This window comes from Enterococcus sp. AZ048 (genome assembly GCF_051715125.1).
Lineage (GTDB): Bacteria > Bacillota > Bacilli > Lactobacillales > Enterococcaceae > Enterococcus_A > Enterococcus_A gilvus.
The window spans coordinates 826,825-853,364 of sequence record NZ_JBIOTD010000001.1 but is presented as its reverse complement, the minus strand read 5'-3'; the positions used below and the strand labels follow the sequence as shown (position 1 = coordinate 853,364).

Here is a 26,540-nt window from a genome sequence, read left to right as displayed (position 1 = left end):
GAATCCCTTGCATCCGCCCTTTGAAAAAACCTTCGTTTATTCTTTTTTCCGTTGCTTGTCTTGACGACGCCGCCGGACAAATCCTGCAAGCCCCGCAGCCAACGCACCTAATCCAGGGATGCGATAGATCAGTTGATCCTCTGCCATTCCTGTTTTCGGCAACGAACCACTCGCCGCAGCCTTGCCAGAACCAGATGACAGTGTACCCTTCGTACCAGAATTTTCAGTCTGGACCTTCACCGTTACCGTCTTCTCATCATCGGAATCCGAATCGCTGTCTGAATCCGAGTCGCTGTCTGAGCCCGAGTCACTGTCCGAATCTGAGTCACTATCCGAATCTGAGTCACTGTCTGAATCTGAGTCGCTATCCGAATCCGAGTCGCTATCTGAGTCTGAGTCGCTGTCCGAATCTGAATCACTATCTGAATCGGAATCACTATCTGAGTCCGAATCGCTATCGGAATCCGAATCGCTGTCTGAATCTGAGTCACTATCCGAATCCGAGTCACTGTCTGAGTCCGAATCGCTGTCTGAATCCGAGTCACTGTCTGAGTCCGAATCACTTTCAGAGTCTCCCTGAACAACAGTGCTGGTTGTAGAACTTTCTTTATCTGCCTTACCTTCTTGATGACCGATAATTTTCGCAGTTACCGTGTCGCCATCCTCCAGTGTCTGACCTGTCACCCTTGCATACTCTTTCGCCAGTTGGCTCATGTCATAGTAGAACTCCCCATTCGGATTCACGTCGATCCCGCTGACAATGAGCTGACCGTTAACATAAATGTCTACAGTGTAGGTTCTGTCATGATCTAGATTTTGATCCGGTACCTTCCCAGAAATAACGGTATCCCCTGGCGATAATGGATCTAACGTCGGCGGATTCACTACCCAATTCTCGTAATCACTGTCGGCATCTGAATCACTATCTGAGTCTGAGTCGCTGTCCGAGTCTGAATCGCTGTCTGAATCCGAATCACTGTCTGAATCCGAATCACTATCTGAATCCGAATCGCTGTCGGAGTCTGAGTCACTATCCGAATCGGAATCGCTATCCGAATCGGAATCACTGTCTGAATCCGAGTCGCTATCCGAATCCGAGTCACTATCCGAGTCCGAATCGCTGTCCGAGTCTGAGTCACTGTCCGAGTCTGAATCGCTATCCGAGTCTGAATCACTATCTGAATCCGAGTCACTGTCCGAATCTGAGTCACTGTCCGAATCCGAGTCACTATCCGAGTCTGAGTCACTATCCGAGTCTGAGTCACTATCCGAGTCTGAATCGCTGTCGGAGTCTGAATCACTATCCGAATCCGAGTCACTGTCCGAATCCGAATCACTGTCTGAGTCCGAGTCACTATCCGAGTCTGAGTCACTGTCCGAGTCCGAATCGCTATCTGAATCTGAGTCGCTGTCCGAATCCGAATCACTGTCTGAGTCCGAATCGCTATCCGAGTCTGAGTCACTGTCTGAATCCGAATCACTGTCTGAGTCTGAGTCCGAATCGCTATCTGAATCCGAGTCGCTGTCTGAGTCTGAATCGCTGTCCGAGTCCGAATCACTATCCGAATCACTGTCTGAATCCGAATCACTGTCTGAGTCTGAGTCGCTATCTGAATCCGAATCACTATCCGAATCCGAGTCACTGTCTGAATCCGAATCGCTGTCCGAGTCTGAGTCACTGTCTGAATCGCTATCTGAATCCGAGTCGCTGTCTGAATCCGAGTCACTATCCGAATCTGAGTCACTGTCTGAATCCGAATCGCTGTCCGAGTCTGAGTCACTGTCTGAATCCGAGTCACTGTCGGAGTCTGAATCGCTATCCGAATCTGAGTCGCTATCCGAATCCGAGTCGCTATCTGAATCTGAGTCGCTATCTGAATCTGAGTCGCTATCCGAATCCGAATCACTATCTGAATCCGAGTCACTATCCGAGTCCGAATCACTATCCGAATCGGAATCGCTATCTGAGTCCGAATCACTATCCGAATCACTGTCCGAATCCGAGTCGCTATCTGAGTCTGAGTCGCTGTCCGAATCTGAGTCACTATCCGAGTCTGAATCGCTGTCCGAATCCGAATCGCTGTCCGAATCCGAATCACTGTCGGAGTCTGAATCGCTATCTGAATCCGAGTCACTATCACTATCGGAATCGCTGTCTGAGTCTGAGTCACTATCTGAATCTGAGTCGCTATCCGAGTCTGAGTCGCTATCTGAGTCTGAATCACTGTCCGAATCTGAATCACTATCGGAGTCTGAGTCACTATCTGAATCCGAGTCGCTATCCGAGTCTGAATCGCTATCTGAATCCGAGTCGCTATCCGAGTCTGAATCGCTATCCGAGTCTGAATCGCTATCTGAATCTGAATCACTATCCGAGTCTGAGTCGCTATCTGAGTCTGAATCGCTATCCGAGTCCGAATCGCTATCCGAATCCGAGTCACTATCTGAATCTGAATCGCTATCTGAATCTGAGTCGCTATCCGAGTCTGAGTCGCTGTCTGAGTCCGAGTCACTATCTGAGTCTGAATCACTATCCGAATCTGAGTCGCTGTCCGAATCTGAATCACTATCCGAGTCCGAGTCACTATCCGAATCCGAGTCGCTATCCGAATCTGAATCACTGTCTGAATCCGAGTCACTATCCGAATCCGAGTCACTGTCTGAGTCTGAATCGCTATCCGAATCTGAGTCGCTGTCCGAATCTGAGTCGCTATCTGAGTCTGAGTCGCTATCCGAATCCGAGTCGCTATCTGAATCCGAGTCACTATCTGAGTCTGAGTCGCTGTCCGAATCGGAATCGCTATCCGAATCTGAATCACTGTCTGAATCCGAGTCGCTATCCGAATCTGAATCACTGTCTGAATCCGAGTCACTATCCGAATCCGAGTCACTATCCGAGTCCGAATCGCTGTCCGAGTCTGAGTCACTGTCCGAGTCTGAATCGCTATCCGAATCCGAGTCGCTATCTGAATCTGAATCGCTGTCTGAATCTGAATCACTGTCTGAATCCGAGTCACTATCCGAATCCGAGTCACTATCCGAGTCCGAATCGCTATCCGAATCTGAATCGCTATCTGAGTCTGAGTCACTATCCGAGTCTGAATCACTATCCGAGTCTGAGTCGCTGTCCGAATCTGAATCGCTATCCGAGTCTGAGTCACTATCCGAATCCGAATCGCTATCATCATCTTTCACATACTTAACAGTCGTATCTTCATGTGGATCATCAATATCTGGCGCTTTATATCCTTTTGAAGGATCATCCGAATCAATAAGTTCTAGCTCTTCGCCTTGATCATCTACAGCTGTAAATCCCGGAACATATGGAACAATTTGATTTTCTTGTACTAATTCCTTTCCAGTCACCACGTAGCTGATTTCCTCTGGTCCATTAAACGTCGGATCATCACTAACTAAAACAAACCTTCCTACCGCTCTATAGACACATGTAATCTCTGAGTACCCATCACGGTCTACGGTCATGTCCGCATCTGATTTGTCTTCATCTATTCCTTGATAGAGATAATTCGTTGGGTATGCGATAAAATTCTCAATAAAATCAGGCGTGATTTCAAAATCTACAACAGTATTGAAGGTGTCACTAGGGCGAATGGTATTTCCATTGACATCCACGTAGTGAAATTCCAATACTGCATCATTCGGAGAATACACATACGTCACGACAGATGTGCCATCCTCATTTACTTTCATATCTTCGTCAGAGCTGCTATCGATTTCTTTGAAGGTATAGCCCTCGATCTCTTGTTCTTTCAGAACGATCTCTCCGCCGACACCCGCTTCTTCTACTTGCTCTTGTTCTAACGTTTCGCCTTTTTCATTCACATAGCGGTGTGTCACAGTTGCTTTGTTGGTCGTATAGACATAGATCACGACGGAATTTCCGCTGCGATCCACGATCATGTCGCTGTCGGAGCCTTCCCCCATCTTCAAGAAAGCATGATCCTCAATATCGAGCTTTCGTTCTGGTATCTCTGCATCAACAGTTGATTGTTCGGTATGTTCTGGCGAAAGGATTGCGCCATTTTCGTCGATATAGCGATAGGTGATCGTCCCTCGGTTCGCCTTATAATAGTAGACAACGACAGAGCTGCCGTCTTCATCCACCTTCATATCCGAATCTGAAGCCTCTTTATCTTCTCTATTGTAGGTATACCCTTCAATGAAGATTTTTTCGTGAGGGATCAAGTTTCCTGATACCGCGTCCTTTACAACATCAGGAATCACATTTTTCCCTGAATCGTCAATATAGCGATAAGTTACCTTCGTTTTAACCGCTGTTCCTTTTTGGTCTGAGAGCGGCCCTGGTACCCCAAGAACATCTATTTCATTCTCAATATTGGCTACCTTCTCGTTGACATCATTCGTCAATCTCTCAAGTTCTTCTATAGTCACTGTAGGTGGGATTGCCAGTGTATTTTGCTTTCCAGCTTTAAGCGCTGCGATGGCTGAGCCCAAATAATTTTGATAGCTCCATTCCATCCCAAATTGACTTCCAAAATCTACATAGGTTTCACCCCATGTTGCTGTATTTGCCCGATCCACTGCCGCATCTTTTCTTCGAGATACTGCGGGTACAGCAGCTTTCAATGCATTTGCCGCATCAGATACAGAGACCTTCGAATTATGATTTGTTGGATTATCGATTTGGGCTTGAAGCAATTTCTGGATCAATGCAGCGATTTCCGGTTCATTTTGCACCGTATCTGCCACTCGCAAAGCGGGCTGAACGATCTCCACATCGACTTTGATTTCTAAGTCAGATTTTCTAGATTCCGCTTCTGTAAAATTGATGGCATCAGAAGGGACGGTCATCGTCACTTCTTTCGTTGGTTTCGTCTCTGTTTGTGTTTCAACGTTTGGTGTTTCTACCGTTTCTTCTTTCTGCGGTTGTTGAGTTACTTCTTGAACTACTTCCTTGTTCTCAGTAGGCGACACATTTGATTCGACCGTGTCTGGTGCAACGGGAACTTCCATAGATGGCGCCGATTCATCTGGTACTTCTTCTGGTAAAACAGATTCCTCCACTGGCTGTTCAATAACTTCTGGTTCTATTGGCGGCGAATCCTCTTGGGGATCGACAGCTTGCTGGATCGCCATTGGGTCTACGGCTTCGACCGCCGAAGCAGAGGATGACCCACCCAGGATCATTGCGCTGATGACGCTGCTTTTGACGACCCAGTTCTTCTTGACCTTGTGCATACGGTATCTGCGATAGGCATTCTTCGCTGTCTTCTTCACTTGGTACTGTCTGTTTTTCATTCTTATCCTCCCTGCTTTAGAAAAGGGGTCACGCTCCTTTGAATACAGAACGTGACCCCTTACTAAATGGACATCTACGACTTAGGCTTTGTTCTCTCCCTTTCTGCGTTTCTTCGGTCCGCCATAGAAGGCTAATCCCATCGAAACTAAACCTAATCCAGCAACAGAATAAAGCATTTGGTCATCATTTGTATTTGTACTTGGCAGTTTCTTCGCACTTGATCCATTACCAGAAGTTGAAGCCAAACCATTATTATTATTTGAATTATCCAAAGGCTTAACATTGAACCCTTTTCTTCCAGGGTCATTAGGATCAAGAGGATCAGTACCATCTTTCACTTCTTGTCCATCATTAATACCATCACCATCAGTATCTGGATTCAATGGGTCGGTACCATGTTTTTTCTCTTCACCGTCGGTTAATCCATCGCCATCACTATCCGGATTTCTAGGATTCGTACCATCTTTGACTTCTTCTCCATCTTTAACACCATCACCATCGGTATCTGGATTCAACGGATCAGTATTATGTTCTTTCTCTTGTCCGTCTGTTAAACCATCACCATCAGTATCTGGATTCAATGGGTCGGTGCCATCTTCTACTTCTTGACCATCCTTAACACCATCACCATCAGTATCCGGATTTAGTGGGTCAGTCCCTATTTCTTTTTCCTGACCATCAGTCAATCCATCACCATCGGTATCTGGATTTAACGGATCAGTGCCATCTTTGATTTCCTGACCATCATTTACACCGTCACCGTCGGTATCTGGATTATTCGGGTCAGTTCCTATTTCTTCCTCTTTCCAGTCTGGAATACCATCACCGTCAGTATCTTTATTAGGATCGGTTACATCACTGTCCGAATCTGAGTCTGAGTCGCTGTCTGAATCCGAGTCTGAGTCACTATCGGAATCACTGTCTGAATCGCTATCGGAATCACTGTCTGAATCCGAATCTGAATCGCTATCAGAGTCGCTGTCTGAATCACTATCGGAATCACTGTCTGAATCGCTATCGGAATCGCTGTCCGAATCCGAATCTGAGTCGCTATCGGAATCACTATCAGAATCCGAGTCTGAATCGCTATCGGAATCACTGTCTGAATCCGAATCGGAGTCGCTATCCGAATCGCTGTCTGAATCGCTGTCCGAGTCTGAATCACTATCGGAATCGCTGTCTGAATCCGAGTCTGAGTCGCTATCTGAATCGCTGTCTGAATCTGAGTCCGAATCACTATCAGAATCGCTGTCTGAATCTGAGTCTGAATCGCTATCAGAATCACTGTCTGAATCTGAGTCCGAATCACTATCGGAATCGCTGTCTGAATCTGAGTCTGAGTCGCTATCGGAATCGCTGTCTGAATCTGAGTCTGAGTCGCTATCTGAATCACTATCTGAATCTGAGTCTGAATCGCTATCAGAGTCGCTGTCTGAATCGCTGTCTGAGTCGCTATCGGAATCACTGTCTGAATCTGAGTCTGAATCGCTATCAGAGTCGCTGTCTGAATCCGAGTCTGAGTCGCTATCGGAATCACTGTCTGAATCTGAGTCTGAGTCGCTATCGGAATCACTGTCTGAATCTGAGTCTGAGTCGCTATCGGAATCACTGTCTGAATCTGAGTCTGAGTCGCTATCGGAATCACTGTCTGAATCTGAGTCTGAGTCGCTATCGGAGTCACTGTCTGAATCGCTATCCGAATCGCTGTCTGAATCTGAGTCCGAATCTGAGTCCGAATCTGAATCCGAGTCTGAGTCGCTATCGGAATCACTGTCTGAATCCGAGTCTGAGTCGCTATCGGAATCACTGTCTGAATCCGAGTCTGAGTCGCTATCAGAATCACTGTCTGAATCCGAATCTGAGTCTGAGTCGCTATCGGAATCACTGTCTGAATCTGAGTCTGAGTCCGAATCTGAATCGCTATCGGAATCACTGTCTGAATCTGAGTCTGAATCACTATCGGAATCACTGTCTGAATCTGAATCCGAGTCACTATCGGAGTCGCTGTCTGAATCGCTGTCTGAATCTGAGTCTGAATCACTATCGGAATCACTGTCTGAATCTGAATCCGAGTCACTATCGGAGTCGCTGTCTGAATCGCTGTCTGAATCTGAGTCTGAATCACTATCGGAATCACTGTCTGAATCTGAGTCTGAGTCGCTATCTGAATCACTGTCTGAATCCGAATCTGAATCACTATCTGAATCGCTGTCTGAATCTGAGTCTGAGTCGCTATCTGAATCACTGTCTGAATCCGAATCTGAGTCTGAGTCGCTATCGGAATCGCTGTCTGAATCCGAATCTGAGTCTGAATCACTATCGGAATCGCTGTCTGAATCCGAATCTGAATCGCTATCTGAATCACTGTCCGAATCTGAGTCTGAGTCGCTATCTGAATCGCTGTCTGAATCCGAGTCTGAGTCGCTATCAGAGTCGCTGTCTGAATCCGAGTCTGAGTCGCTATCGGAATCACTGTCTGAATCCGAGTCCGAGTCGCTATCTGAATCACTATCCGAATCTGAGTCTGAGTCGCTATCTGAATCACTGTCCGAATCTGAGTCTGAGTCGCTATCTGAATCACTGTCCGAATCCGAGTCTGAATCACTATCGGAATCGCTGTCTGAATCTGAGTCTGAGTCGCTATCTGAATCACTGTCTGAATCTGAATCTGAGTCGCTATCGGAATCGCTGTCTGAATCCGAGTCCAAGTCGCTATCTGAATCACTATCCGAATCTGAGTCTGAGTCGCTATCTGAATCACTGTCTGAATCTGAATCTGAGTCTGAGTCGCTATCTGAATCACTGTCCGAATCTGAGTCTGAATCACTATCGGAATCACTATCGGAATCGCTGTCTGAATCCGAATCTGAGTCGCTATCCGAATCACTGTCTGAATCTGAATCCGAGTCACTATCAGAATCACTGTCTGAATCTGAGTCTGAATCCGAGTCGCTATCGGAATCACTGTCTGAATCTGAGTCTGAATCCGAGTCGCTATCGGAATCACTGTCTGAATCTGAGTCTGAGTCCGAATCTGAATCGCTATCGGAATCACTGTCTGAATCCGAATCTGAGTCGCTATCGGAATCGCTGTCCGAATCTGAGTCCGAGTCGCTATCGGAATCACTGTCTGAATCCGAGTCTGAGTCACTATCCGAATCGCTGTCTGAATCCGAGTCCGAATCACTATCCGAATCATCATCATCATCTTCTACATATTTAATGACTGTATCTTCTTTTGGATCGTCAATAATTGGCGCCTTATATCCTGCTTCTGGATCATGTTCATCTATTAACTCTAACTCATTGCCATTTTTATCCGTAGCCGTATAGCCAGGTACATATGGAATATACAACGAATATTCAGGATCATTTGGATCTAATGTTCCAGTTGGATTGTTTTCGTCATTAGGATATATAATAAAGTCCCACTCAGGATTAAAATCTTGACTTTCACTTTCAGGTACAAAGCCACCCATAGGCACGTAAATATAGGTTACTTCAGAATCCCCTTCTGGTTGCACAACTGTATCCGAGCTTCCATCTGTCCTATCATATACAAATCTGTCAGCAGTTTTTATATTATCTGCAATCGTATCGTTGACTTTAGCGTCAACCGTTTCAGCATCAGCAACTATATTCCCATGTTCATCAACGTAGTTGTAAATAATTCTGGCATCATTCGCTACTAGCGTCCAAACAGTGTCTTCAGTTTTATCATCCACTCGTATCGTTGAACCTGTTGTTAAAGTATCTCCATTCGCATCTTCATAATGATAGCCCACTGGCGCCCCAGGAACATATAGATCATCAACATTAATTAAATCATCTTGAATTGTATAATACTCACCATACAGTTTTTCATTACCAATTATCGAGTCATTGAAAAGCAATTGTCCTACTTCTTGATAAACGTACACTACATCTGGTGTTGGATCATCATAACTTCCATTCGCATTGTCTGGTCGTTTAGTGAGAAAATAATTCAAATGTCGATAATCTCTAGCTTGTGTTACGTACCTCTGCCCAAATTTACCAGTTAATGTACGGTTGTCAGCTACATTGATATCCTCATCTCCGTCACCATCCCCATCACGATCAATCATATACTTAAGATCGACTGAGGAATCATTTGCTGTGTAGTAGTATGTAACTTCTGTCGTTTCTCCCTCTTCAGGGAAAGTTACATTCATTGCACCAGTTTCTGGATTCGCTCCATTCGGAAGTCTAGTTTTATCTAACGTATACCCTCTCACAACTAAGTCATCAGCAGTAATATCCGTTGATTGTCCAGGCCAATCAGCTCTGTTAGTTACTGATCTAATTGCATTTCCTACTTGATCTTCAAATTTAATTTTAATTTGACTTTGTCCCTCTACCGTTATTTTGTTTGGTGTTGTTATATAAGAATTATTACTACTATGACCGGTAGAATCGGTATATTCGACATTAATATTATGAGTGACGGTATCATCTGGAAAAGTATATTCATTTGCTGATCTAGAGTCTACAATTTGTGTGCTATATATATGATTTATTTTTCTTACAAGCTCAGGATCTTCATAAGTTACTCCAAATTTCAGTTCAAAGAATTCAACAGGTGTTGAAATTCCATTTCTTTCGACACATTCTTTATACTCTTTGGAGTCTATTAACTTGAATCCACTGCTTGAAATGTCCACATTTCTCGCATGTGTGTAAGTTCCATCAGAATTTCTTATAGTAGTATAAGTGTTCGTCCCCGCTGCTTCTAAGTAACTTTGTACTTGTTCATCTGAGGAATCTATTGGTACTTCCACATAGGTAAAAGTATCACCTGTTAAATTGAATCCTGGGAAAAACATCCCACCATCTCCAACAGGCGAAGGAAAGGATACCTTACTGTGTGTCGTTTCAATGTTTTCTCTGTTCATTCCAGGATAACTTATTAAATCATCGCCAGCACTAAAACTCATTCTTTCAATCTGTACTATATGATTTTCTGTATTGGATGGAGTACCACCTAAAAGTGCATGCACAACTGATTCAGTATCTGTATATACATGATAGAGAATATACCCTTGTGGTTTAGTATAAATAGCGTCATTCTTAGCGACCCCCCAACCAATAGCTCCTCCCGAAAATGAACTTGTAACTTTTTCTATTTCTTGTCCATCTAAATAGATATTGAACGTAAGGCAACGTATAGTATTAGTAGTTGTATCATAATAATAGGGAAATTCTTTTAATCCTATTGAATTTAATAATGATGTAATATTCTTAGTTCCACTTATTGATTCAGATATTTCTAATACAAAACCTGACTCATCAGATGCATATTCAATATTCCCAACTCCTGGTACTGATCCCTTTAATCCAAAAAAACAGCTTTTTTCTCTACCAGAAGTCAAGCTTTCAGTATCATCTGTAATGGGAATAAAAATCTTATCTCCAATATTTATTTCGTTACTAGTATTATCGATAGTTAATTTAATTCTCAAACTATTATCAAATTCATTACTCGAATAATTAGAACTTGCTAGTTCACCATCAATTGTTACCCTCTCTATATCCGAGACTATCACTTCAGTATCTTGATTCGCAACCCAAGTCTTCGTTCCATCTCCATTATCAACCGCACGAGATTGTTTTCTCTCAGATTTATTTGTTTTCGAAGCATCATTAGTACTATTTGTTGTTTTGTCCTCAGTACTTTCAGTAGTCTTCTCTTCTTCCTCCACCGATTCCTCTGTCTCAGTAGCCACTGTCTCTACAGGTACTTCCGGCACGGTAGACTCCACCGTTTGCATGGATTCTTCTTGGACGTCTGCTAGACTTTTTACCTCGGTCTCTTCTCCCGAATCGACTTCTTCTGTTTCTGCCGCAAAGGCTAAGTGCGGTACCATTGGTGCGCCGACGGACCCAACGATCATGGCGCCTGCGACCCCGCTTTTTACAACCCAATGCTTCTTCACCTTATGCATTTTGTATTTTTTTATCGGCTCGCGGCGATAAATGATTCTTTTTTCATTGCTCATCAGTAATAACCCCTTCTTTCTCTTGTTAAGTTTCTTGGTGCGATGAATATGCGTGGTGATTATTTATAGAAATAATCGTAAAAATTAATCAAGCCGCTTAAGAAATGTTCTTGATCGTCGATACGCATCCGAAACTTGTCGTGTCGCGTGTAGAATCCGTGCACGATCTTCTTCGGACACTTCATAAACATGGCCATCTCAGGAAACATAACCCCCTTTTCGATCTCGATTTCAGCACGTTTGACGGCGACTTGCCGGAGCCGCCAAAAGTCTATTTTAGAAACAAAGGTCGTAAACGCCCCTTGTGTAAAATAGCTGGTGTCTTGGAGCTTATCGGTCATCTTGATGGCTGCCATCAGCAGCTCTAAGAGGGTGGGATAAGCGGTGTCGCGAAACTCAATGAAATTCAAGTTCTCGAAGGCGTTTTTCAGCCCGAACTCGTAGTATTTCTGGTCATTAAGGTATAACAAAATCTCATTGGTGGCGTAACTTAACCAATGATCGTGGTAGCGTTCGTACTGTTTTTCAACGAACCGGTCGAATAATTTCTTAGCCAAGGCCAAATGCCGGTCGTTCTGCGTGATCGCGTAGCCTCGCAGGATACTGAAGACGGCTTCCCCATCGTAGTAGATGATATTGAATTTCTTCTTCGTCTCTAGTTCCTCATTGAGGATATGGGTCGTTTCTCCTTCGTCATTGACGAAACGGTCGTCGATCCCTTGAATCAACTGATTGATGATGGGCTCATATTTTTTATTGCCCGTGATCGTCTGGAACTTCGCCATCGCTAGGATCGCCAAAGCCTGTGCTCCTAACTTGATGGAGATTCCTGATCGTGCCTGCTCCTTCACGTAATGGGCGCCGTCCTTTTCTAATAGAAGATTCTGGACGCCCCAGTCCAGAGCCTGCTCCGAGCGCTTCAGCTCTTCGTCTTTTCCGAGGTATTCCTGTGCCTCCAGTAAGGCATAGACACTGGAGAAATGCCGGACAGAGTTATAGCCGGTCAGTGAATAATCGTAGGTCGGATAATAGCCGTAAATGAACTGACCCGAATCCTTGATCTGCCGGAATAAAAAGTCTTCTCCGTGGGCGATCGCGTGATCGATCTGCTTTGGCAATAGGCCGTGATTCGTCTCCCGCATCCCTTCTTGATTGGGCTTCGTGGAGAGCTTGATCCAGGCGCCGTCTTCAAAATAGAACCCCTGCGTCGTGAAAAGATAGAACGTTCGTTGTTTCAATCGTTCTCTCAACGAGGTCTGGTATTTTCGCTGCATGTATTTTTCCAAATTCGCTGTATTGATCGACAGCTCTGGATTATTGAAGCCGACACGATGTTTCTTCGACGGTCGGATCAGGGCGCTGCCCATGAGCTCTTCTCCGAGAAAAGCGGTCCGAAATTTCCGATCAAAGGCGATCCCTGTGCGGAAATAATTGTTCCGCGGTACTAGCGCTAGGCGCCGCATCAGATCGGCGTAGCTGTATTCCTGACAGTGGGTCACGACATCGACCCGAATGTGCGGGGCATCGACTGTGCTTAGTTCCCCCTTCATCCAGTGGATGCAGGCTTCTAAGGTCTCTCCCCGAAAGTTCTTGACCCTTGCCCGTTCGTTTCCATTAGAAACAGAAAGAAACAGATGCTTCTGCTTCGTTTCGATGGGCACGTATTTGAGCTGTTTGACTAGTTTTTCTATGCTGACTTCTTTCACCGTTACTCCCCTTATGCGTTAAATTGATCGTTACCAGCGGCCTCGCTGCGGCCCCCAGTTTTTCTGGATCGGTTTGCATTTTTTTCCGACCCGGTCTGGATGGTCGTCGGTATCTGCTTCCCATGGATACAGACCGTTCTCATCCTTTTGATACGTCGCTTCGATCAGGATGTTCTCTTCTTCTTGCGTGATTTTTCTTCGCGAATAGCGAATCTTCAGATAGCTGATGGTCATCACGAGGACCATCGCCGGAAAGACGTAGCGGCGAATCTTGACCTTCTCCAAGAAATCGAAAACGACGATAAACTGTTCAAAATCCATCTGGGTCGTCACCTCCTAGCCAATCAGTTTGGATGTTAAGTTTGTCACCTTATTCCCAGAGTCTTCACTCAGCGGTTGGCTCAGTAGTTCATTTTCTTCGATAAATTCATTGAGCTCTTCTTCGTATTTTTGCAGCAGGCGATTTCTCAGTGTCATGAATTCGCTCTTTAATAGCTGCGCCTCTCGTGAAAAACGTTCCTTTTCTGCAAGAACGTCTTGGTATTGGAGGTCCAATTCGAAGAGGCTCTTCTTTTTGTTCGCGATCAGGACATTCAGATGCTCCTGATCGTGGACTAGCTCGTCGATGTCGATCTGAAGGTTCAGCAGGTGATTCATCTTCGTGGTCTCTGCTTCTTGCAGGATCGCGTCGCGTTCACGCTTGGCCTGCTCCAGCAAAAGCTGCGCCTCCATCTGCACGGTATCCGCGGTTTTTTGCGCCAGCTCCTTCATCTTGTCTAGCTCGTAGACCTCCGATTCGATCGAGCGGAACCGTTCATTTTCAGATTTTAGCTGCATGTTCTTGATACTAAGCTGCTGCGCGCTCCATTTTTGGTTCTCAATGGTCTCTTTCAATTCGGCAATTTTATCCTGATAGACGATCGCATCGCTCTCGCTGACTTGATAGGATTCGTAATCTTCGACGATATGCTTCATGAAATCTTTGACATCGCCGACACGATACCCGAACAGTTGGCGGCGAAATGTCATTCCGCGGATATCTCGTGGTTTAAAATGCATCCTTTTGCCCCTTTACCTTAATCATTTGCTTCATCGGTCATCGTCTCGTAATTCTCGCGAATCACGGACATCAACCGAACATACTCCTGTTTGACCGTATCGATGGAGGCGACGATCATCCGCTCGCTGCCGATCAGCTCAGAGAGACTGGTCACGACTTCGGATTCGATCTCTTTTCGCTTGGCTTCCATCTTCTTCAATTGCTGCGCATAGTACTCATCCGCGTTGGTCTTGATGACCGCCGCTTCTTCCTTCGCCTGCTTCTCGATTCGCAGCGCGACCTTCTGAGACAAGGAAAGCGCGGTATCTTCATTCAAATTATTGGACACGCTAGTGGTCTGGAAGGTGTTGATCTGTGTCTTCAAGGCTTGGTTTTCCTGTCTGAACTTCTCCAGTGTCGCCTCGTGCGCGTCTTTTTGTTCGTCGAGCTTTTTCAGGAGTTCGTCCTTTTCCTGTTGAAGCTCCTCGTTGTCTGTCTTGCTTTTTTCTAATTGTCGTTGATACGAGCCATAGTCTTTGGCGACGTAGCTGAGAAAATCATCGACATCCTTCTTCTTGTATCCCATTGCACCACTTGGGAATGTCAGGTTCTTGAGTCCATCAATACTAAATTTCATACGACCCTCTTAAAACAGGAGAGTCGATGGGTCGACTAACCGTGCTTGACTGAGTGATCCGTCGAGACAGACTTCAAAGTGCAGGTGACTGCCGGTGCTGTTGCCAGTGCTGCCTACATAGCCGATGATCTGTCCTTGTTCTACCTGATCGCCAGGCTTGACGATGTATTGCGATTGATGGGCATACAGTGTCGTCATGCCGCCTTCGTGCTCGATGACCGCGTAATTCCCCCATGAATAATGGAACTCTGCTGTTTTGACGATGCCCGCTTTACTGGCATAGATCGGTTCCCCTTGCGCGGCTGCCATGTCTAGTCCCCGATGGAACTCCCCGCCGCGAGTACCGTATGGGCTAGAGATCGTGTAATTCTCTACAGGGACTGCGAAGCCTTGCGTCCCGACTGGAAGCGCGGCTTTTTCCTTGTCGTATTCCGTCAGATCATAGGTCTCAATCAAGCCATTCAGCTTCTTGTTATAAGAGGTATCTGTCGCATATCGACCCGTTAAGAATTTCGTGGCTTCTTCATAGGTCTTGGCATTGGTCTTCCAGACACCGCTGTAAAAATCGCTGTTGCCTGATAGTCCTTCCTTCATCAGCTTGGCATAATCTTCAAAGCTTTCCTCGTAATTCTCGTAGGCTCGAAACGCGGCTTGAATCGTGGTCATGGTGCCGTTGCCTGTATCCTCTTGTGTGTTGAAGGTGGCACTCTTGCCTTTGTGACTGCCCTTGATCCCGAACAAATTGTAATTCGGCGCTTGGGCTAATTGACTCTGACCAGACGCAGATTCCAAGATGGCTTGCGCGATCATGACTGAAGCGTACAGGTCTTCCTTTTGTCCGATCTTCCGTGCGGGCTCACCGACCTTCTTGATGAAGCTCTCTACAGATTCGTCCTTCTCAAAATGAAGGGTCCCGTCACTGGCTGCGGAAGTCGTATGCGTGTAAATTCCTACTGACTGCCATGCGCCTTGATCGATGACAGGCGGCGCTGCGGGTGCAGGCTGCACGTCTTCCACTGCTGGCGCTTCTTCAGGCACTTCTGCTGTCGGAGGCGTTTCCGGCTTTTCGGGTTCCGCCGGTTTCGCTGGTTCGGTTGGTTTGACAGGCTTCTCAGGTTCTGTTGGCTTATTCGGTTCACTTGGCTCGACAGGCTTCTCTGGCTCAATTGGTGTTTCGGGTTCGATCGGCGTTTCTGGTTCTGTCGGTTCCACTGGATCTACGGGCACTTCTGGTTCCTCTGGCTCCGCGGGTGTTTCCGGTTCTACTGGTGTTTCTGTCTCCGTTTGGTTCGATTCCCCAGGTGTCTCTGTTCCTTCTGCGGCTTCATTTTCAGTCGGTGCCTCTGGGTTCTCTGGTGTCACGGAAGTTGTCGGTGTCTCTGCGGCATCATTGGTCGTCTGTGTCTGTTCTACTGTGGGCGCCATGCTATCCTGTGCCGCACTTTCCTCTGCACCAAAAGCGACAGGTGCTTGATTCAGTAAGATCGAAGCCGAGCCGATCAGCGTCGTCGCACCTCGTACTCCGACTTTGACAAATCCCGGCTGGTAGCGTCTTGAACGATAGACTGTTCGCAAACTCTTTTGATAGTAGTTCTTCTTTCTCAACTTAAACTCCCCTTTTTCTTCCTATACATTTTCCATTGTCTGGGTATTCATTTGATCAAATTGAACCTTGACCCCCGGTTCATCCAAAGCAATCTCGCTCACCTCGTAGGTCAGTCGTCGAACTAAAAGAAAGAGCGGCATCAGCAGCTCATCCAGCTCTTCTTTACTCAGATCCTCTTGTGTCTCCACTTTCTGGTCGGTCACGATGTTCACCTGCCCCAAACTGCCAGAAATAACAAAGGCCTCGAAGACCATATCAAAATCTAAGCGTATTCCAAGCGTACTTGTATTCTCCTGATCTGAGGGGTACGCTATTCTTAATGGAGTAATATGAATTTTGAAGCTGGTTTCATACTCCTCGTATTCTTCTTTTGCTTGGTAGTGGAAAGAATTCACTTTGGGTTTGTAACGCTCAATATTCATAAAAACCTCCCTTATTTAATATGTTTCACCCATTTGCTTTGGGATAAGTCTTTGCTTATTTACCTGTAAATAATTTTTAAAAATAGGAAAAGAACAAATAAAAACTATTTTCATTCGAAAATTAATTACTAAAAATGGCAAAAACGGACAGAAAATTGGACGAATCATTCTTAGTCTTACAAAAAACTAGAAAAACCCTAAAATCCTTGGTGTGAAAAGGATCTCAGAGTTGGTTGACGAGCAGTGACGGCTCATTTATAAAGTTATTTAAAATAACAAAATCTCTTTTAAAAAAATAGTTAATATTAGAAAAAAATTAATCTTACAAGAAAAACATCCATAAAGTAAGCGCTTTCTTAGAAAATAAAAAAAGATTTCCTCAAAAAGTCCGCCTTATTTTTTAAAAAAACGTCCTTTATTGATTCTTTATCCGATTAATTTTGTCATTTCACAAATGACTTGGACTCGTTGTTCGAGCATAGCGTCGACATACGTGTCCAGCGTCATCTGCGTGGAGGCGTGCCCTAAAAGCGCGCTAACAGAAGGAATATCACGATTTGCTTCTAAGCAGCGCGTCGCAAATGTATGGCGCAACTGATGAAAATGAATCGTAGATAGCCCTGCTTTTTCTCTGACTTTGTGAAAATGATAAGTGAGGAGTCGAGGCTCGCATGGTTGCCCATTGGTAGAGAAAACAAAGCCGCCTCTTGAACTCTTTTTATGCTTGAGCAGTAACTTCTTTAATGTTGGTCCAATTGGAATCACTCGCACAGATGCCTCTGTCTTTGAGTCGGTAAAGACTAATTGTGTCCGTCTTTCCACCTCATTGATTGCTTGGATACGTTGATACGTGTGCTGTACATGAATGAGATTCGTGTCAAAATCGATGTCCGACCATTTGAGCGCCGCAATTTCCCCGATCCGCATTCCAGAATGTAAGGCTAATAAAACGGGGATGCCGTAGCCTCGTTTTTCGTTGGCTGCTACGTCCATGATTTTTTTCTGCTCGTTCAGTGTCAATGCACGGACTTTCGTTTTCTTCACTTTTGGAATCTTGATCTCAGAGAATGGATTAGACGTGATCTTTCTTAATCGCTTCGCATGATTCAAGCATTTGTTCAGTATTCTGAAAACCACTTGAATCGTTGATCTGGCAAGCTTCTTTTGCAGTCTTCCCAACAACTCTTTTCCCGTATCCAATGTGATTTCGTTCAATGAAACATCTTGGATCATCGGAAAAACATATTTGGTCAATTTATAATAATAACTAGAAAATGTCGAAGGTTTGACCTCTCCTTTTATTTCTTCCAGCCAATTGATCGTCCATTCCTCAAACGTTTCCGCCGAGCTTCCTTGGACTTCCTGCAATGTTTGGTATTTGATTTTTAATGGATACAGTTTCTGTTTGACTTCAGTGTAGCTTTTCCCGTAAACATACCCGTATTTTATTCTTCCATTGATTTTCCGACCCTTCGGAAATCGGCCTTCCCATCGGCCATCTTTTCGTAAGTAAATGTTCTCGCCTTTTCTCACTATTTAATTCCTCCTAAATTTGACGGCTAAATAGACGGTTTATTTTGTCCGAATATCTCAAATAAATCTCAAAAAACCCCCAGAAACAAATAATGATTAAGCGTGTTATTTTTGTCATTAATTAAAAATAATTATTTTTATGAATAATATTGATTATTAATAACCCTTAATTTATAATAGATTTACAAATGAATTTAAAAACGATGAATAAATAAGTTAAATCATTTTTTTGATTCTAATTTGTTTCTAGTTTTTTGTAAGACTAAGTAATAATCCTTGAAAATACTTTTGCCAATAGTAATCCTAGCCAACGAATTATTTTAGCATTTTTCTCAAATATTATAAATATATTTCTTGATTACTAATAAATTGTTCATTTATTCTTTACGAGATTGGTTAACGGAAAATTGGAGGCGAACGCGTGTATAAATATCAGCGCGCGTTCATTTTTGTGTTTTCTTTAATTTTCAATTAAAAAATAAAAAAACAAATTTTTGGTTTTGTGGAGTATAGTTTTAGGTGAGCACAGAGAAGGTGCTTAAAGGAGGATGTATATGAATACGAGTAAAAGGTTGGATGTTTTAGAGGATAAGTTATGGTCGAGTTTGTGGGAGCAGTATTATGAAAGCGCTACATCGTTTGATCCGTTGAAGGTTCAGGTCATCAACTGTATCATTCCGAGTCCGAGAGAGGCGGGGGCGTTGATCTTTTCCGACGAAGGGATCTCCTTTAGTCAGATGAATCCGCAGAAGACGTTGCGTCGTTTTGCGTCGGCCCATTGTTTCCCTGAATACAAGATTCTTTCTCGCTGTCTGAAAAATAATGGGAATTTTGGGAAATATAAGTTCCCGTGGGTCTGTGCCTTCTTTGCCTTGTTTCCTTTGGAGGGGTCGGAAACCACGATTTGGCTGAATCCTGCGAAGATCGTAGACTTGAAAAAGATGCAGGAGTCCTATTATGTGGCGATCGAAAATGGACCGAAGCTCACCGTACCGATCCATCGGCGGCGGATCATCAGTAATGCTGAGGTGGCTTGTCTGGTATTGGCAACGATGCGCCGCGGGCATTTTCACTTTATCACGAAGGGCACGACACCGCTTGATTTTTTAGAATTGCCAGACACGCCTTTTGCGAAAGTCCTACGGGGACGGCTGAGCTTGCAGTATTTCCGCACCCCCATCGGCGAGCTGAATCGGCTCTATAATAAAGCTTACTCTCTTTACCATTGCAATGACCTGATCGAAAATCGTGAAGCGGTCGATAGGATCGGCTGGTACTAATGACTACAAAAAACACAGAAAGTGAAGGAACTTCTTCGCTTTCTGTGTTTTTTTGTGCTCCTGTCCATTTTTTGCCAAAACCTTTTATTTTATAGAAAATCAACGGCAAACGCAAATGGCAAATTGACTCCCCCTCCCCCCAATTTGACCTGTTTTTGCCAAAAAAGGGCCTTTTCACCCCCAAAACGAGTCATTTTAGGGGGGGAGGCGGTCATTTTGCGATTTGTTTCTTTTGGGAAAATCCTCTATCTTGTAGTCACCGGCCGGTACAAAAAAATCGAAACGGAGGAAACAACGATGCTACAAAAATTAGGCAGCAAATTACAGGTCCATATCGACCAAGGATTAGAAAAGATGAAGAAGGTCAATTTTCAACATGTGATCGATGATCCGTCAGAGGAAGCCATCCTAGAATTGGGTGAGATCTTAACGGAATTGTCCGCGGAAGACAGCTACTTGGACAGCGCGATCTTAACGACGCAAACACGCTACGTAAAATAACCTATAAAGGAGGAAGAAGAAATGAAAAAACTTGTCGCGAAATTCAAAACCAGCTCTGGAAAAGTACAGACCTGGAGCCTGGAAAACCCAACAACGACGAAAACACCGACTGAGATCAAAGGCTTGCTAGGACGTTTAGGCGACCTGAAGCTCTTCAAAAAGGACGATGCTTTCCTATTCAATACAGTTGACAGCGCCGCTTATGTCGAAACGACGGAACAAGAAATTTTTAAAGGCTAATCGCCAGGAGGTCGAGCGGGTACTCCCCGCTCCCCTCTATCAAGAAAAGGAAGGATGAGATTCGATGAGAATGAAGGACTTGGCACTCGATCATCGCCAGCTATTCACTTTGAAATTAGAAACATTGGAGAACCGGATCACGTGGTTCTATCAATTGACTCAAAACAGCACCAAAACGCTTCATTATATCTTGGCATTACGCGTGCGACATCAACTGGGAGCGAAAGAGTTTGCCCATGTTCTGAAGGATCTCGTTCGCTACATTTTCTTAAATACAAAAGCCACCCGCACGATGAAACGCTTCTTCTACTATTTCCAGGATTACTTCATGGCGCCTGAATGGCGTGCGCTGCGAATGAAGATGTTTCCTGCTAGAGACTATGTAGAAAAAGCCAAGACAGTTGTTCGTTCCTTGATTTCCCTTGTCCGTCCCGAAGAAACCAACGAACCGTGAGATCATTCTATCTACCTGCGCACACAAATAAACTAAAAGAAAGGAACTTTGACATGAGTATTGAGACGACAAATTTAGTAACGACCTTCGCAGATGGTGAAGGGCACACACATAACTGGACCTATAGAGACGTCGATACCAGCTTGACGCCGCAAGAAATGAAAGCAGCCTGCGAACTCTTGACGACCTTAGACATTTTTGAAAAGGATAGCGTAAAACTCTTTGATTCTGTGGTATCCGGCAAATTGGTAACGAAAAAAATCTCCCCTATTTTCGACAACGCAACAGACATTTCGGAGGAAGAGGATTCTTTTGAACCTGACGTGCCTTGCTTTCCTGTGGCAGCGGCTCAAGAGCTTGCTCCGCTTCCTGAAGCATTGGCTCCACAGCTTCCTATGCCCGTGGAGCGCCCGAAAGTGCCAGCGGTCGTACTTGCGGACACTGCGACGATTAACCAACCGTCATTAATAAAAAACGTTATGCCCATAGGTAATGAACGCACAACTTCCTGTAGTGAGTCTTCTGTACAGACCGCTTCGTCCTACCAAGCGAAGCCGGCTGAGAAGAAGCCGCGGAAAAAACTGCTGGATCGTCTGTTTCGACGGAAGAAAAACAAGGGAGAGCCCGACTCTTCACCAGATAGACGCGAGTAAGGTCTCTAAAGTGATCTTTGTTCGTCTCACTAGTGCTGCGTGCAGGTAGCCTCTCTTGTCGTCACCCTCCCCACTCGTGAAAGGAGGTGATCCTTTTGAGTGAGCTTATTCGTTATGTCCTCGCTCCCCTCTTTGTGGGGCTGATCGTTGCCCTCGTCAATCATTTACTGCGGGGGCACGATCCCTGACGACTGAAAAAAAGATCTGTATTGTCTCTATTAATGCAGAGTTAAAAAAAAATAATTTAATAACGATTGTTATTTTTTAAAAAAAGGAATTTCACACCGCAATCTTTTTTTGCTATAGTTATTTTAGAAAGTATCTTTATTAAGAATTGAGGCTATTTTTTGTTGCCCTTCCTATATGAAAACGGATATAGGCTGTTCTCATTCGAGAGGAATTACTCCTTAATGTTAGGTTGTTACGACCCTTAGCAACCTGCTCTCAACTTCTTGTTCATCCTTCTTGGATGGGACCCTTCTTTTTTAGAGATGCTTTCTTTTTATTATATTAGTGTAACTATTAGAAAAGAGGAAAAGACAATGCTTCAATTCACTACGAGTATTCCCACACGATTTGAATCCTTTGAAGATCAGCAATCCATTGATCAATTAATCTTTTTGAATAACAATTTTCCTACAAAAAGTCTGTATCCTGTGAGACTTTTACGCATTCAACAAAAGCGGTACATAGAAAGCTCCTATAGAGTACACGGGAGAAAATGGCATATCTGTCCCGGGTGTCTGCACCCCTTTTCTGAAGATCTTAACGACCACTGCTACACCTTCCGCCCGGATCATCTGAATCTCACCAGCAGCTTTTTCCAATTTGAATACGACGAATTCAGAAAAGTCATCCACTGCTGCTCGAAAGGGTGCTTGACGGCAAGCGCGACGATCTTCGCTCGTGACAGCCTCACCGCGAAAGGGCGAAAATATATCGCACCAAATAAAATCAATCGAGACATCCAAGACATCGTGCGTACGTTTCACTGATCGAAAAAAACTGGTAGAAAATACCGTGAGGTTTTCTACCAGCAGTGATCGTATCAGTTATTATTGACACTATCCCAGACAGCTTGAACCGCGCGGAGGTCTTCATTAAATTCTTTGGCATGTTCCTTTAGAATTTTCTTCGCTTCACTTGGTGGTGTATCCCCACTTACTCTTTCATAAGAAGGATTTCTTTCGTTTCTTTTGAAGCGCAGAGTAAAATCTGTAGACTTTGGAACATCTAATTTCATGCGATCGGCTTTTCCATAAAGACCTACATAGACGTAATCTCCATCGATACCTACATCGAAGGCGCTCCCTCGATAGGTAGAAACAGGGATATTGCCATTGTGCAGCGGCTCTAGATAGCGAAGGTCATGAGCCTGAAACGTATGCTTTCCTTTATGAAGATAATTATTTGCTTCCGTCTTATCCCAATCCTTCAACTTTTGATTTCTGGGATAGACTGCTGTGAACCAATAGAGATTGTAAAGTACAAATAATGCCACCAAAGCAAGACCTATACTCTTAATAATCTTGTAGCGTCCTAATTTTTTTCTTTCTGTCACAATGGTTTCCATGATCACCGGCTCCTCCTTGATTAATTGGTCTAAGGAGAGATCATACAGGTCGCTTAAATAAACGAGCTTTTCAATATCAGGAAATGTGCGTCCCGTTTCCCAACTTGAAACTGTCGTTCGGGAAACATTCAGCTTCATCGCCACCTCTTCCTGCGTCAAATTTCTCGTTGTTCGATGTTCTTTTAATTTTGATCCTATATCCATGATCGTCCTCCTGACCTATTAAAAGTATAGAGTATGAATGTCCCTTTATTGCGCTATGAATCGTGTCATAGCAGCTATGTCACAATTTGTAGCGTTGCTTTTCAGGAAAATTCGCAGCGTTTCTAGTAAAGGTTCATTTTCTATTTTGACATAAAAAAGCCATGACCGCGTGCGTCGACTCCTCATGGAAGTCCTCCCAGCGATCATGGTCTTTTCTTGATTATTTATTTGCGCGTTTTTGGTACGTACCTTCTTGAGTGTTGATTTCCAGCATTTCGCCTTCTTCGATAAAGTCAGGAACGTTCACGACTAAGCCTGTTTCCATGGTCGCAGGTTTGCCTGAACCAGTAACTGTCGCACCTTTGATGGATGGTTGAGTTTCAACCACTCGCAAAACAACGGACGTCGGCAATGTCAAACCGATCACTTCTTCACCGTAAAACTGGATTTTTACTTCCATATTTTCAAGTAAATACTTCATTTCTTCTTCAACTGTCGCAATTGGAATTTCGTATTGTTCATAAGTTTCTAGATCCATGAAAATCGCGATGTCATCTTGGCTGTACAAATATTGAACAGGCTTCGTTTCCATCATCGCTTTTTCAAATTTTTCATCTGGACGGAACGTCGTATCGTAAGTTGAACCTGTACGAACGTCACGCAATTTCATGCGCATAACGGTGTTTCCCTTACCAGGTTTGTGGTGGCTGGCATCTAACACTTTGATCAATTTGTCTCCTTGAACAAAAGTCATCCCTGCACGTAAATCGCTTGCTGCAATCATTAATAAGCACTCCTATTCCTATTTTTATCTGTTCGAATCGTTTTATTCGATGGATCGTTCTTCGTATGCGCTTTTTTTCTGCCGAAGCAGGAAATCATTCGCACCTCTCTACTATAAAATGAACCTTATTCATTGTAGCAAATAACCCATTCGGTTACTAGGAAAAAATCGCTTCCTTGCTTTATTTTGCTTGCTGTACACGGAAAAATTTCAGTTTTGGCAAGTGATTCAAGGTCATTTCCAACGAAGGACCCATCAATAATAATACGATCAGCGTCCCAAAGCCGATATGTCCGCCTAACAGGAAGCCCGCTAAAAAGATGATGGCATCTAAGACGATCCGTGCCACCTTCACCGAGCTCTTCAGCAATCGCTTCATCAAGACCATCAAACATTCATACGCCGCTGATCCAGCATCCGCCAGTAGATAGATCCCCGTCCCGATGCCGAACACGATCGATCCCGCGATGATCGACGGATAGCCCAGCCCATCAGGAATCGTATGCAAGATCCCCATCCCATCCAAGAGATTCAGGCAAAAACCGAGTCCAAAGCTATTGATGATACTTCCGATGCCGATCATTTTTCGATCATAAAAAAAGATGAACACTAAGACGATCCCACTGAACATCATACTCACCGTGCCGAACTGTAGGGAGACATGCTGAAGGATTCCTAACACCAATGTGCTGATCGCGTCTGCTCCCAATCCGCTGACGACGATCAAACGGACCCCTACCGCGGCGATAAATGTTCCGACGATGGCAAAAACTAACTGCTTTGCTATATTTGGTTTGATCACTTTGTTCCTCTCTTTCTTACAATCTAAATTAAGTCACGGCCAATACCAATGAACGATAAAACGAGTTGATAAACTGTTTTACCTAAAAGAGCCCTTACATTTTTTCCGTCTTACAAAGGGCATGGAAAAAATATTTTTCCACCTTCGTCCACATACTTCATTCTACTAAACCCTTCGTTCAAATACGAAGAATACGTTCAAGAATACCCGTTCCGAGAGAAATTACTGCGAAAATTTATCTGATCGCTGACTTATATAATAGGTATTCATTTTCCTAACCTGCTGAAGCAGGAAGAAAAACTGGCAAAACAAAGGCACCAAACAATTTTTTGTTTGGTGCCTGGAATTGTTCTGTTAGTTCCACTCTTTCTTCAAGCGTGCTTTGTAGGAATTGAAGCGGTCTACTATCGGCACAGCGGCTTCTTTGATGGCGCAGTATTTATCGACCATCGTTACGATGTAGCTTTCTTTGTATTTAGGGGGAGTGATCGTTGCGCCCCACATGTGCTTAATAATAATATCACGTTCTAAGTCTGACAACTCCGTGATTTTTTCTGCGTTTTTAACAGCGATTCGTGGATGCATGTAGGCATGCGATCCTTCGTCGAATTTCGTTGTGCGCCAGTCGTAGTAGAACAGATCGTGTAATAGACCTGCACGAGCAGTGGCTCTAGCATCGCCGTTGAATTGTTTTGCTAATTTGTAGCTATTATAAGAAACACTGATTGAGTGTTCCAACCGTGTTGAATGCATGTGTTGGATGTAATTTGCTAATTTTTGTACCTCTTCGGTAGCTAATAAATCTTCTATATAAGAAACGTATTCTTCATCATCACGCCAGTTTTCTGTCATGGATATAAAGCCCCTTTTCTTTGTCTCTGTCAAATAGTATAGCACGTGCCAGATTCATTGAATAGGCTTCCATGAGTTTGTGAATAAAGTTTAACAGTTCCTTAATATCGATTACCAAAATGTGAATTTTTACTTAAGTAAGTGGAACATTAACACGCCCGCCGCGATTCCAACGTTTAAAGATTCAGCTTTTCCTTTAATTGTAATATACACATTTTGGTCTGTCATGGCTAATAGTTCGGGCGACATCCCCTGACCTTCATTTCCCATGACCAAGGCAAAATCACTCATCTTCTCAACGGATAAGTAGTCTTTGGCTTGTTTGTCCAAGGCTGTGCCTACCACTGGATAGCCCTTCTCCTGAAACTGAGGAATGATGGCGGAAAGGTCACCGCTTCGAACAGACAGATGGTAGAGGCTTCCTTGTGTGCTGCGCAAGGTCTTTGGATTGTATAGATCGGCACTCCCCTGCCCTAGAAGGACGCCTGAAAAACCTGCCGCATCGGCTGTGCGGATCATGGTCCCAACATTGCCGGGGTCTTGCACATTGTCCAACAGCAGCCAAGCACCTGAAAACTCATCGTCTTCTTCTTGCGGCATCTCCGCGACAGCGATCATGCCTTGGGGTGTAGGCTGACTAGACAAGGCCTTCAGTACATCGTCAGAAACAAGGGAATAATCTGTCAGATGGGCTTCGATCCACTCAGACCATTCATTCAGTCCGCGTTGGCTGATGAAAACTTCTTTTAAGACCACCTCTGCGGCCTGCGCTTCTTGGATCAGATGGAAGCCTTCCAATAAATAGGTTTGGCTTTGTTGACGGTATTTTTTTTGCAATAATTTTTTGGTTTCTTTGATAAGGGTATTTTTAGTTGATTGGATCTCTTTCAAACTGTTTCCTCCACTTTTTTAGCTAGTTGTTTTCTAACATATGGCTCCGTCTGCCATTATAGCAC

General features: G+C 44.2%; 20 protein-coding genes. 5 read left to right on the top strand and 15 right to left on the bottom strand.

All coding sequences use genetic code 11. The annotated features are described in order from the left end of the window. Window positions 1–36: 36 nt before the first annotated feature. The 9 genes from IGI66_RS04250 to IGI66_RS04210 form a co-directional block, all read right to left on the bottom strand. Complete coding sequence (locus IGI66_RS04250; RefSeq protein WP_438847720.1) at window positions 37–5,280, bottom strand: MucBP domain-containing protein; 5,244 nt, start codon at window positions 5,278–5,280, stop codon at window positions 37–39. Between the two features lie 81 nt (window positions 5,281–5,361). Beyond that, on the bottom strand, window positions 5,362–11,298 hold the full coding sequence (locus IGI66_RS04245) for a MucBP domain-containing protein (RefSeq protein ID WP_438847719.1): 5,937 nt from the start codon (window positions 11,296–11,298) through the stop codon (window positions 5,362–5,364). Window positions 11,299–11,357: 59 nt separating this feature from the next. Then, window positions 11,358–13,004 (bottom strand): hypothetical protein, encoded by a 1,647-nt coding sequence (locus tag IGI66_RS04240; RefSeq protein WP_438847717.1) that lies wholly within the window; start codon window positions 13,002–13,004, stop codon window positions 11,358–11,360. Window positions 13,005–13,034: 30 nt separating this feature from the next. After that, entirely contained in the window at window positions 13,035–13,325 is a 291-nt protein-coding gene (locus IGI66_RS04235) for a hypothetical protein (RefSeq protein ID WP_316407978.1), read from the bottom strand. A 15-nt stretch (window positions 13,326–13,340) separates the two neighbouring features. Beyond that, window positions 13,341–14,063, bottom strand: a complete 723-nt coding sequence (locus IGI66_RS04230) for a DivIVA domain-containing protein (protein ID WP_438847715.1) — start codon at window positions 14,061–14,063, stop codon at window positions 13,341–13,343. 17 nt (window positions 14,064–14,080) lie between these two features. Further along, a complete protein-coding gene (locus IGI66_RS04225; protein WP_316407975.1) occupies window positions 14,081–14,680 on the bottom strand; it encodes a DivIVA domain-containing protein in 600 nt (199 codons plus the stop codon). A gap of 9 nt (window positions 14,681–14,689) precedes the next feature. After that, window positions 14,690–16,105, bottom strand: a complete 1,416-nt coding sequence (locus IGI66_RS04220) for a glucosaminidase domain-containing protein (protein ID WP_438849274.1) — start codon at window positions 16,103–16,105, stop codon at window positions 14,690–14,692. A 201-nt stretch (window positions 16,106–16,306) separates the two neighbouring features. Further along, window positions 16,307–16,708 carry a DUF1149 family protein gene (locus IGI66_RS04215; RefSeq protein ID WP_438847712.1) on the bottom strand — a complete coding sequence of 134 codons (402 nt, stop codon included), beginning with the start codon at window positions 16,706–16,708 and terminating at the stop codon, window positions 16,307–16,309. A gap of 426 nt (window positions 16,709–17,134) precedes the next feature. Beyond that, the gene (locus tag IGI66_RS04210) at window positions 17,135–18,241 is read right to left on the bottom strand and encodes a tyrosine-type recombinase/integrase (RefSeq protein WP_438847711.1); all 1,107 of its coding nucleotides are present in this window, start codon (window positions 18,239–18,241) and stop codon (window positions 17,135–17,137) included. A gap of 554 nt (window positions 18,242–18,795) precedes the next feature. On the opposite strand from IGI66_RS04210, the gene IGI66_RS04205 reads away from it, so the two are divergent. From IGI66_RS04205 to IGI66_RS04185, 5 genes are all read left to right on the top strand, one after another. Next, window positions 18,796–19,521, top strand: a complete 726-nt coding sequence (locus tag IGI66_RS04205; RefSeq protein WP_367377694.1) for a hypothetical protein — start codon at window positions 18,796–18,798, stop codon at window positions 19,519–19,521. A gap of 297 nt (window positions 19,522–19,818) precedes the next feature. Then, window positions 19,819–20,022 carry a hypothetical protein gene (locus tag IGI66_RS04200; RefSeq protein ID WP_044926420.1) on the top strand — a complete coding sequence of 68 codons (204 nt, stop codon included), beginning with the start codon at window positions 19,819–19,821 and terminating at the stop codon, window positions 20,020–20,022. A 21-nt stretch (window positions 20,023–20,043) separates the two neighbouring features. Then, window positions 20,044–20,262, top strand: coding sequence for a DUF2922 family protein (locus tag IGI66_RS04195; protein WP_010781474.1), 219 nt, complete (start codon window positions 20,044–20,046; stop codon window positions 20,260–20,262). 64 nt (window positions 20,263–20,326) lie between these two features. Then, window positions 20,327–20,716, top strand: a complete 390-nt coding sequence (locus tag IGI66_RS04190; protein ID WP_086305564.1) for a hypothetical protein — start codon at window positions 20,327–20,329, stop codon at window positions 20,714–20,716. A 53-nt stretch (window positions 20,717–20,769) separates the two neighbouring features. Continuing rightward, window positions 20,770–21,369 (top strand): DUF2922 family protein, encoded by a 600-nt coding sequence (locus tag IGI66_RS04185; protein WP_438847708.1) that lies wholly within the window; start codon window positions 20,770–20,772, stop codon window positions 21,367–21,369. Window positions 21,370–22,034: 665 nt separating this feature from the next. Here IGI66_RS04185 and IGI66_RS04180 read toward each other — a convergent pair. The 6 genes from IGI66_RS04180 to IGI66_RS04155 all read right to left on the bottom strand — a co-directional run bounded on the left by IGI66_RS04180 (window position 22,035) and on the right by IGI66_RS04155 (window position 26,475). After that, a complete protein-coding gene (locus tag IGI66_RS04180; RefSeq protein ID WP_438847706.1) occupies window positions 22,035–22,361 on the bottom strand; it encodes a hypothetical protein in 327 nt (108 codons plus the stop codon). A 56-nt stretch (window positions 22,362–22,417) separates the two neighbouring features. After that, the gene (locus IGI66_RS04175) at window positions 22,418–23,146 is read right to left on the bottom strand and encodes a helix-turn-helix domain-containing protein (protein WP_438847704.1); all 729 of its coding nucleotides are present in this window, start codon (window positions 23,144–23,146) and stop codon (window positions 22,418–22,420) included. 220 nt (window positions 23,147–23,366) lie between these two features. Next, window positions 23,367–23,930 (bottom strand): elongation factor P, encoded by a 564-nt coding sequence (gene efp, locus IGI66_RS04170; protein WP_010781479.1) that lies wholly within the window; start codon window positions 23,928–23,930, stop codon window positions 23,367–23,369. 181 nt (window positions 23,931–24,111) lie between these two features. Continuing rightward, window positions 24,112–24,732: a YczE/YyaS/YitT family protein gene (locus tag IGI66_RS04165; protein ID WP_010781480.1), complete on the bottom strand. Its 621-nt coding sequence runs from the start codon at window positions 24,730–24,732 to the stop codon at window positions 24,112–24,114. Window positions 24,733–25,086: 354 nt separating this feature from the next. After that, complete coding sequence (locus IGI66_RS04160; protein WP_010781481.1) at window positions 25,087–25,584, bottom strand: HD domain-containing protein; 498 nt, start codon at window positions 25,582–25,584, stop codon at window positions 25,087–25,089. 129 nt (window positions 25,585–25,713) lie between these two features. Then, entirely contained in the window at window positions 25,714–26,475 is a 762-nt protein-coding gene (locus tag IGI66_RS04155; RefSeq protein WP_086305561.1) for a TrmH family RNA methyltransferase, read from the bottom strand. Window positions 26,476–26,540: the final 65 nt, after the last annotated feature.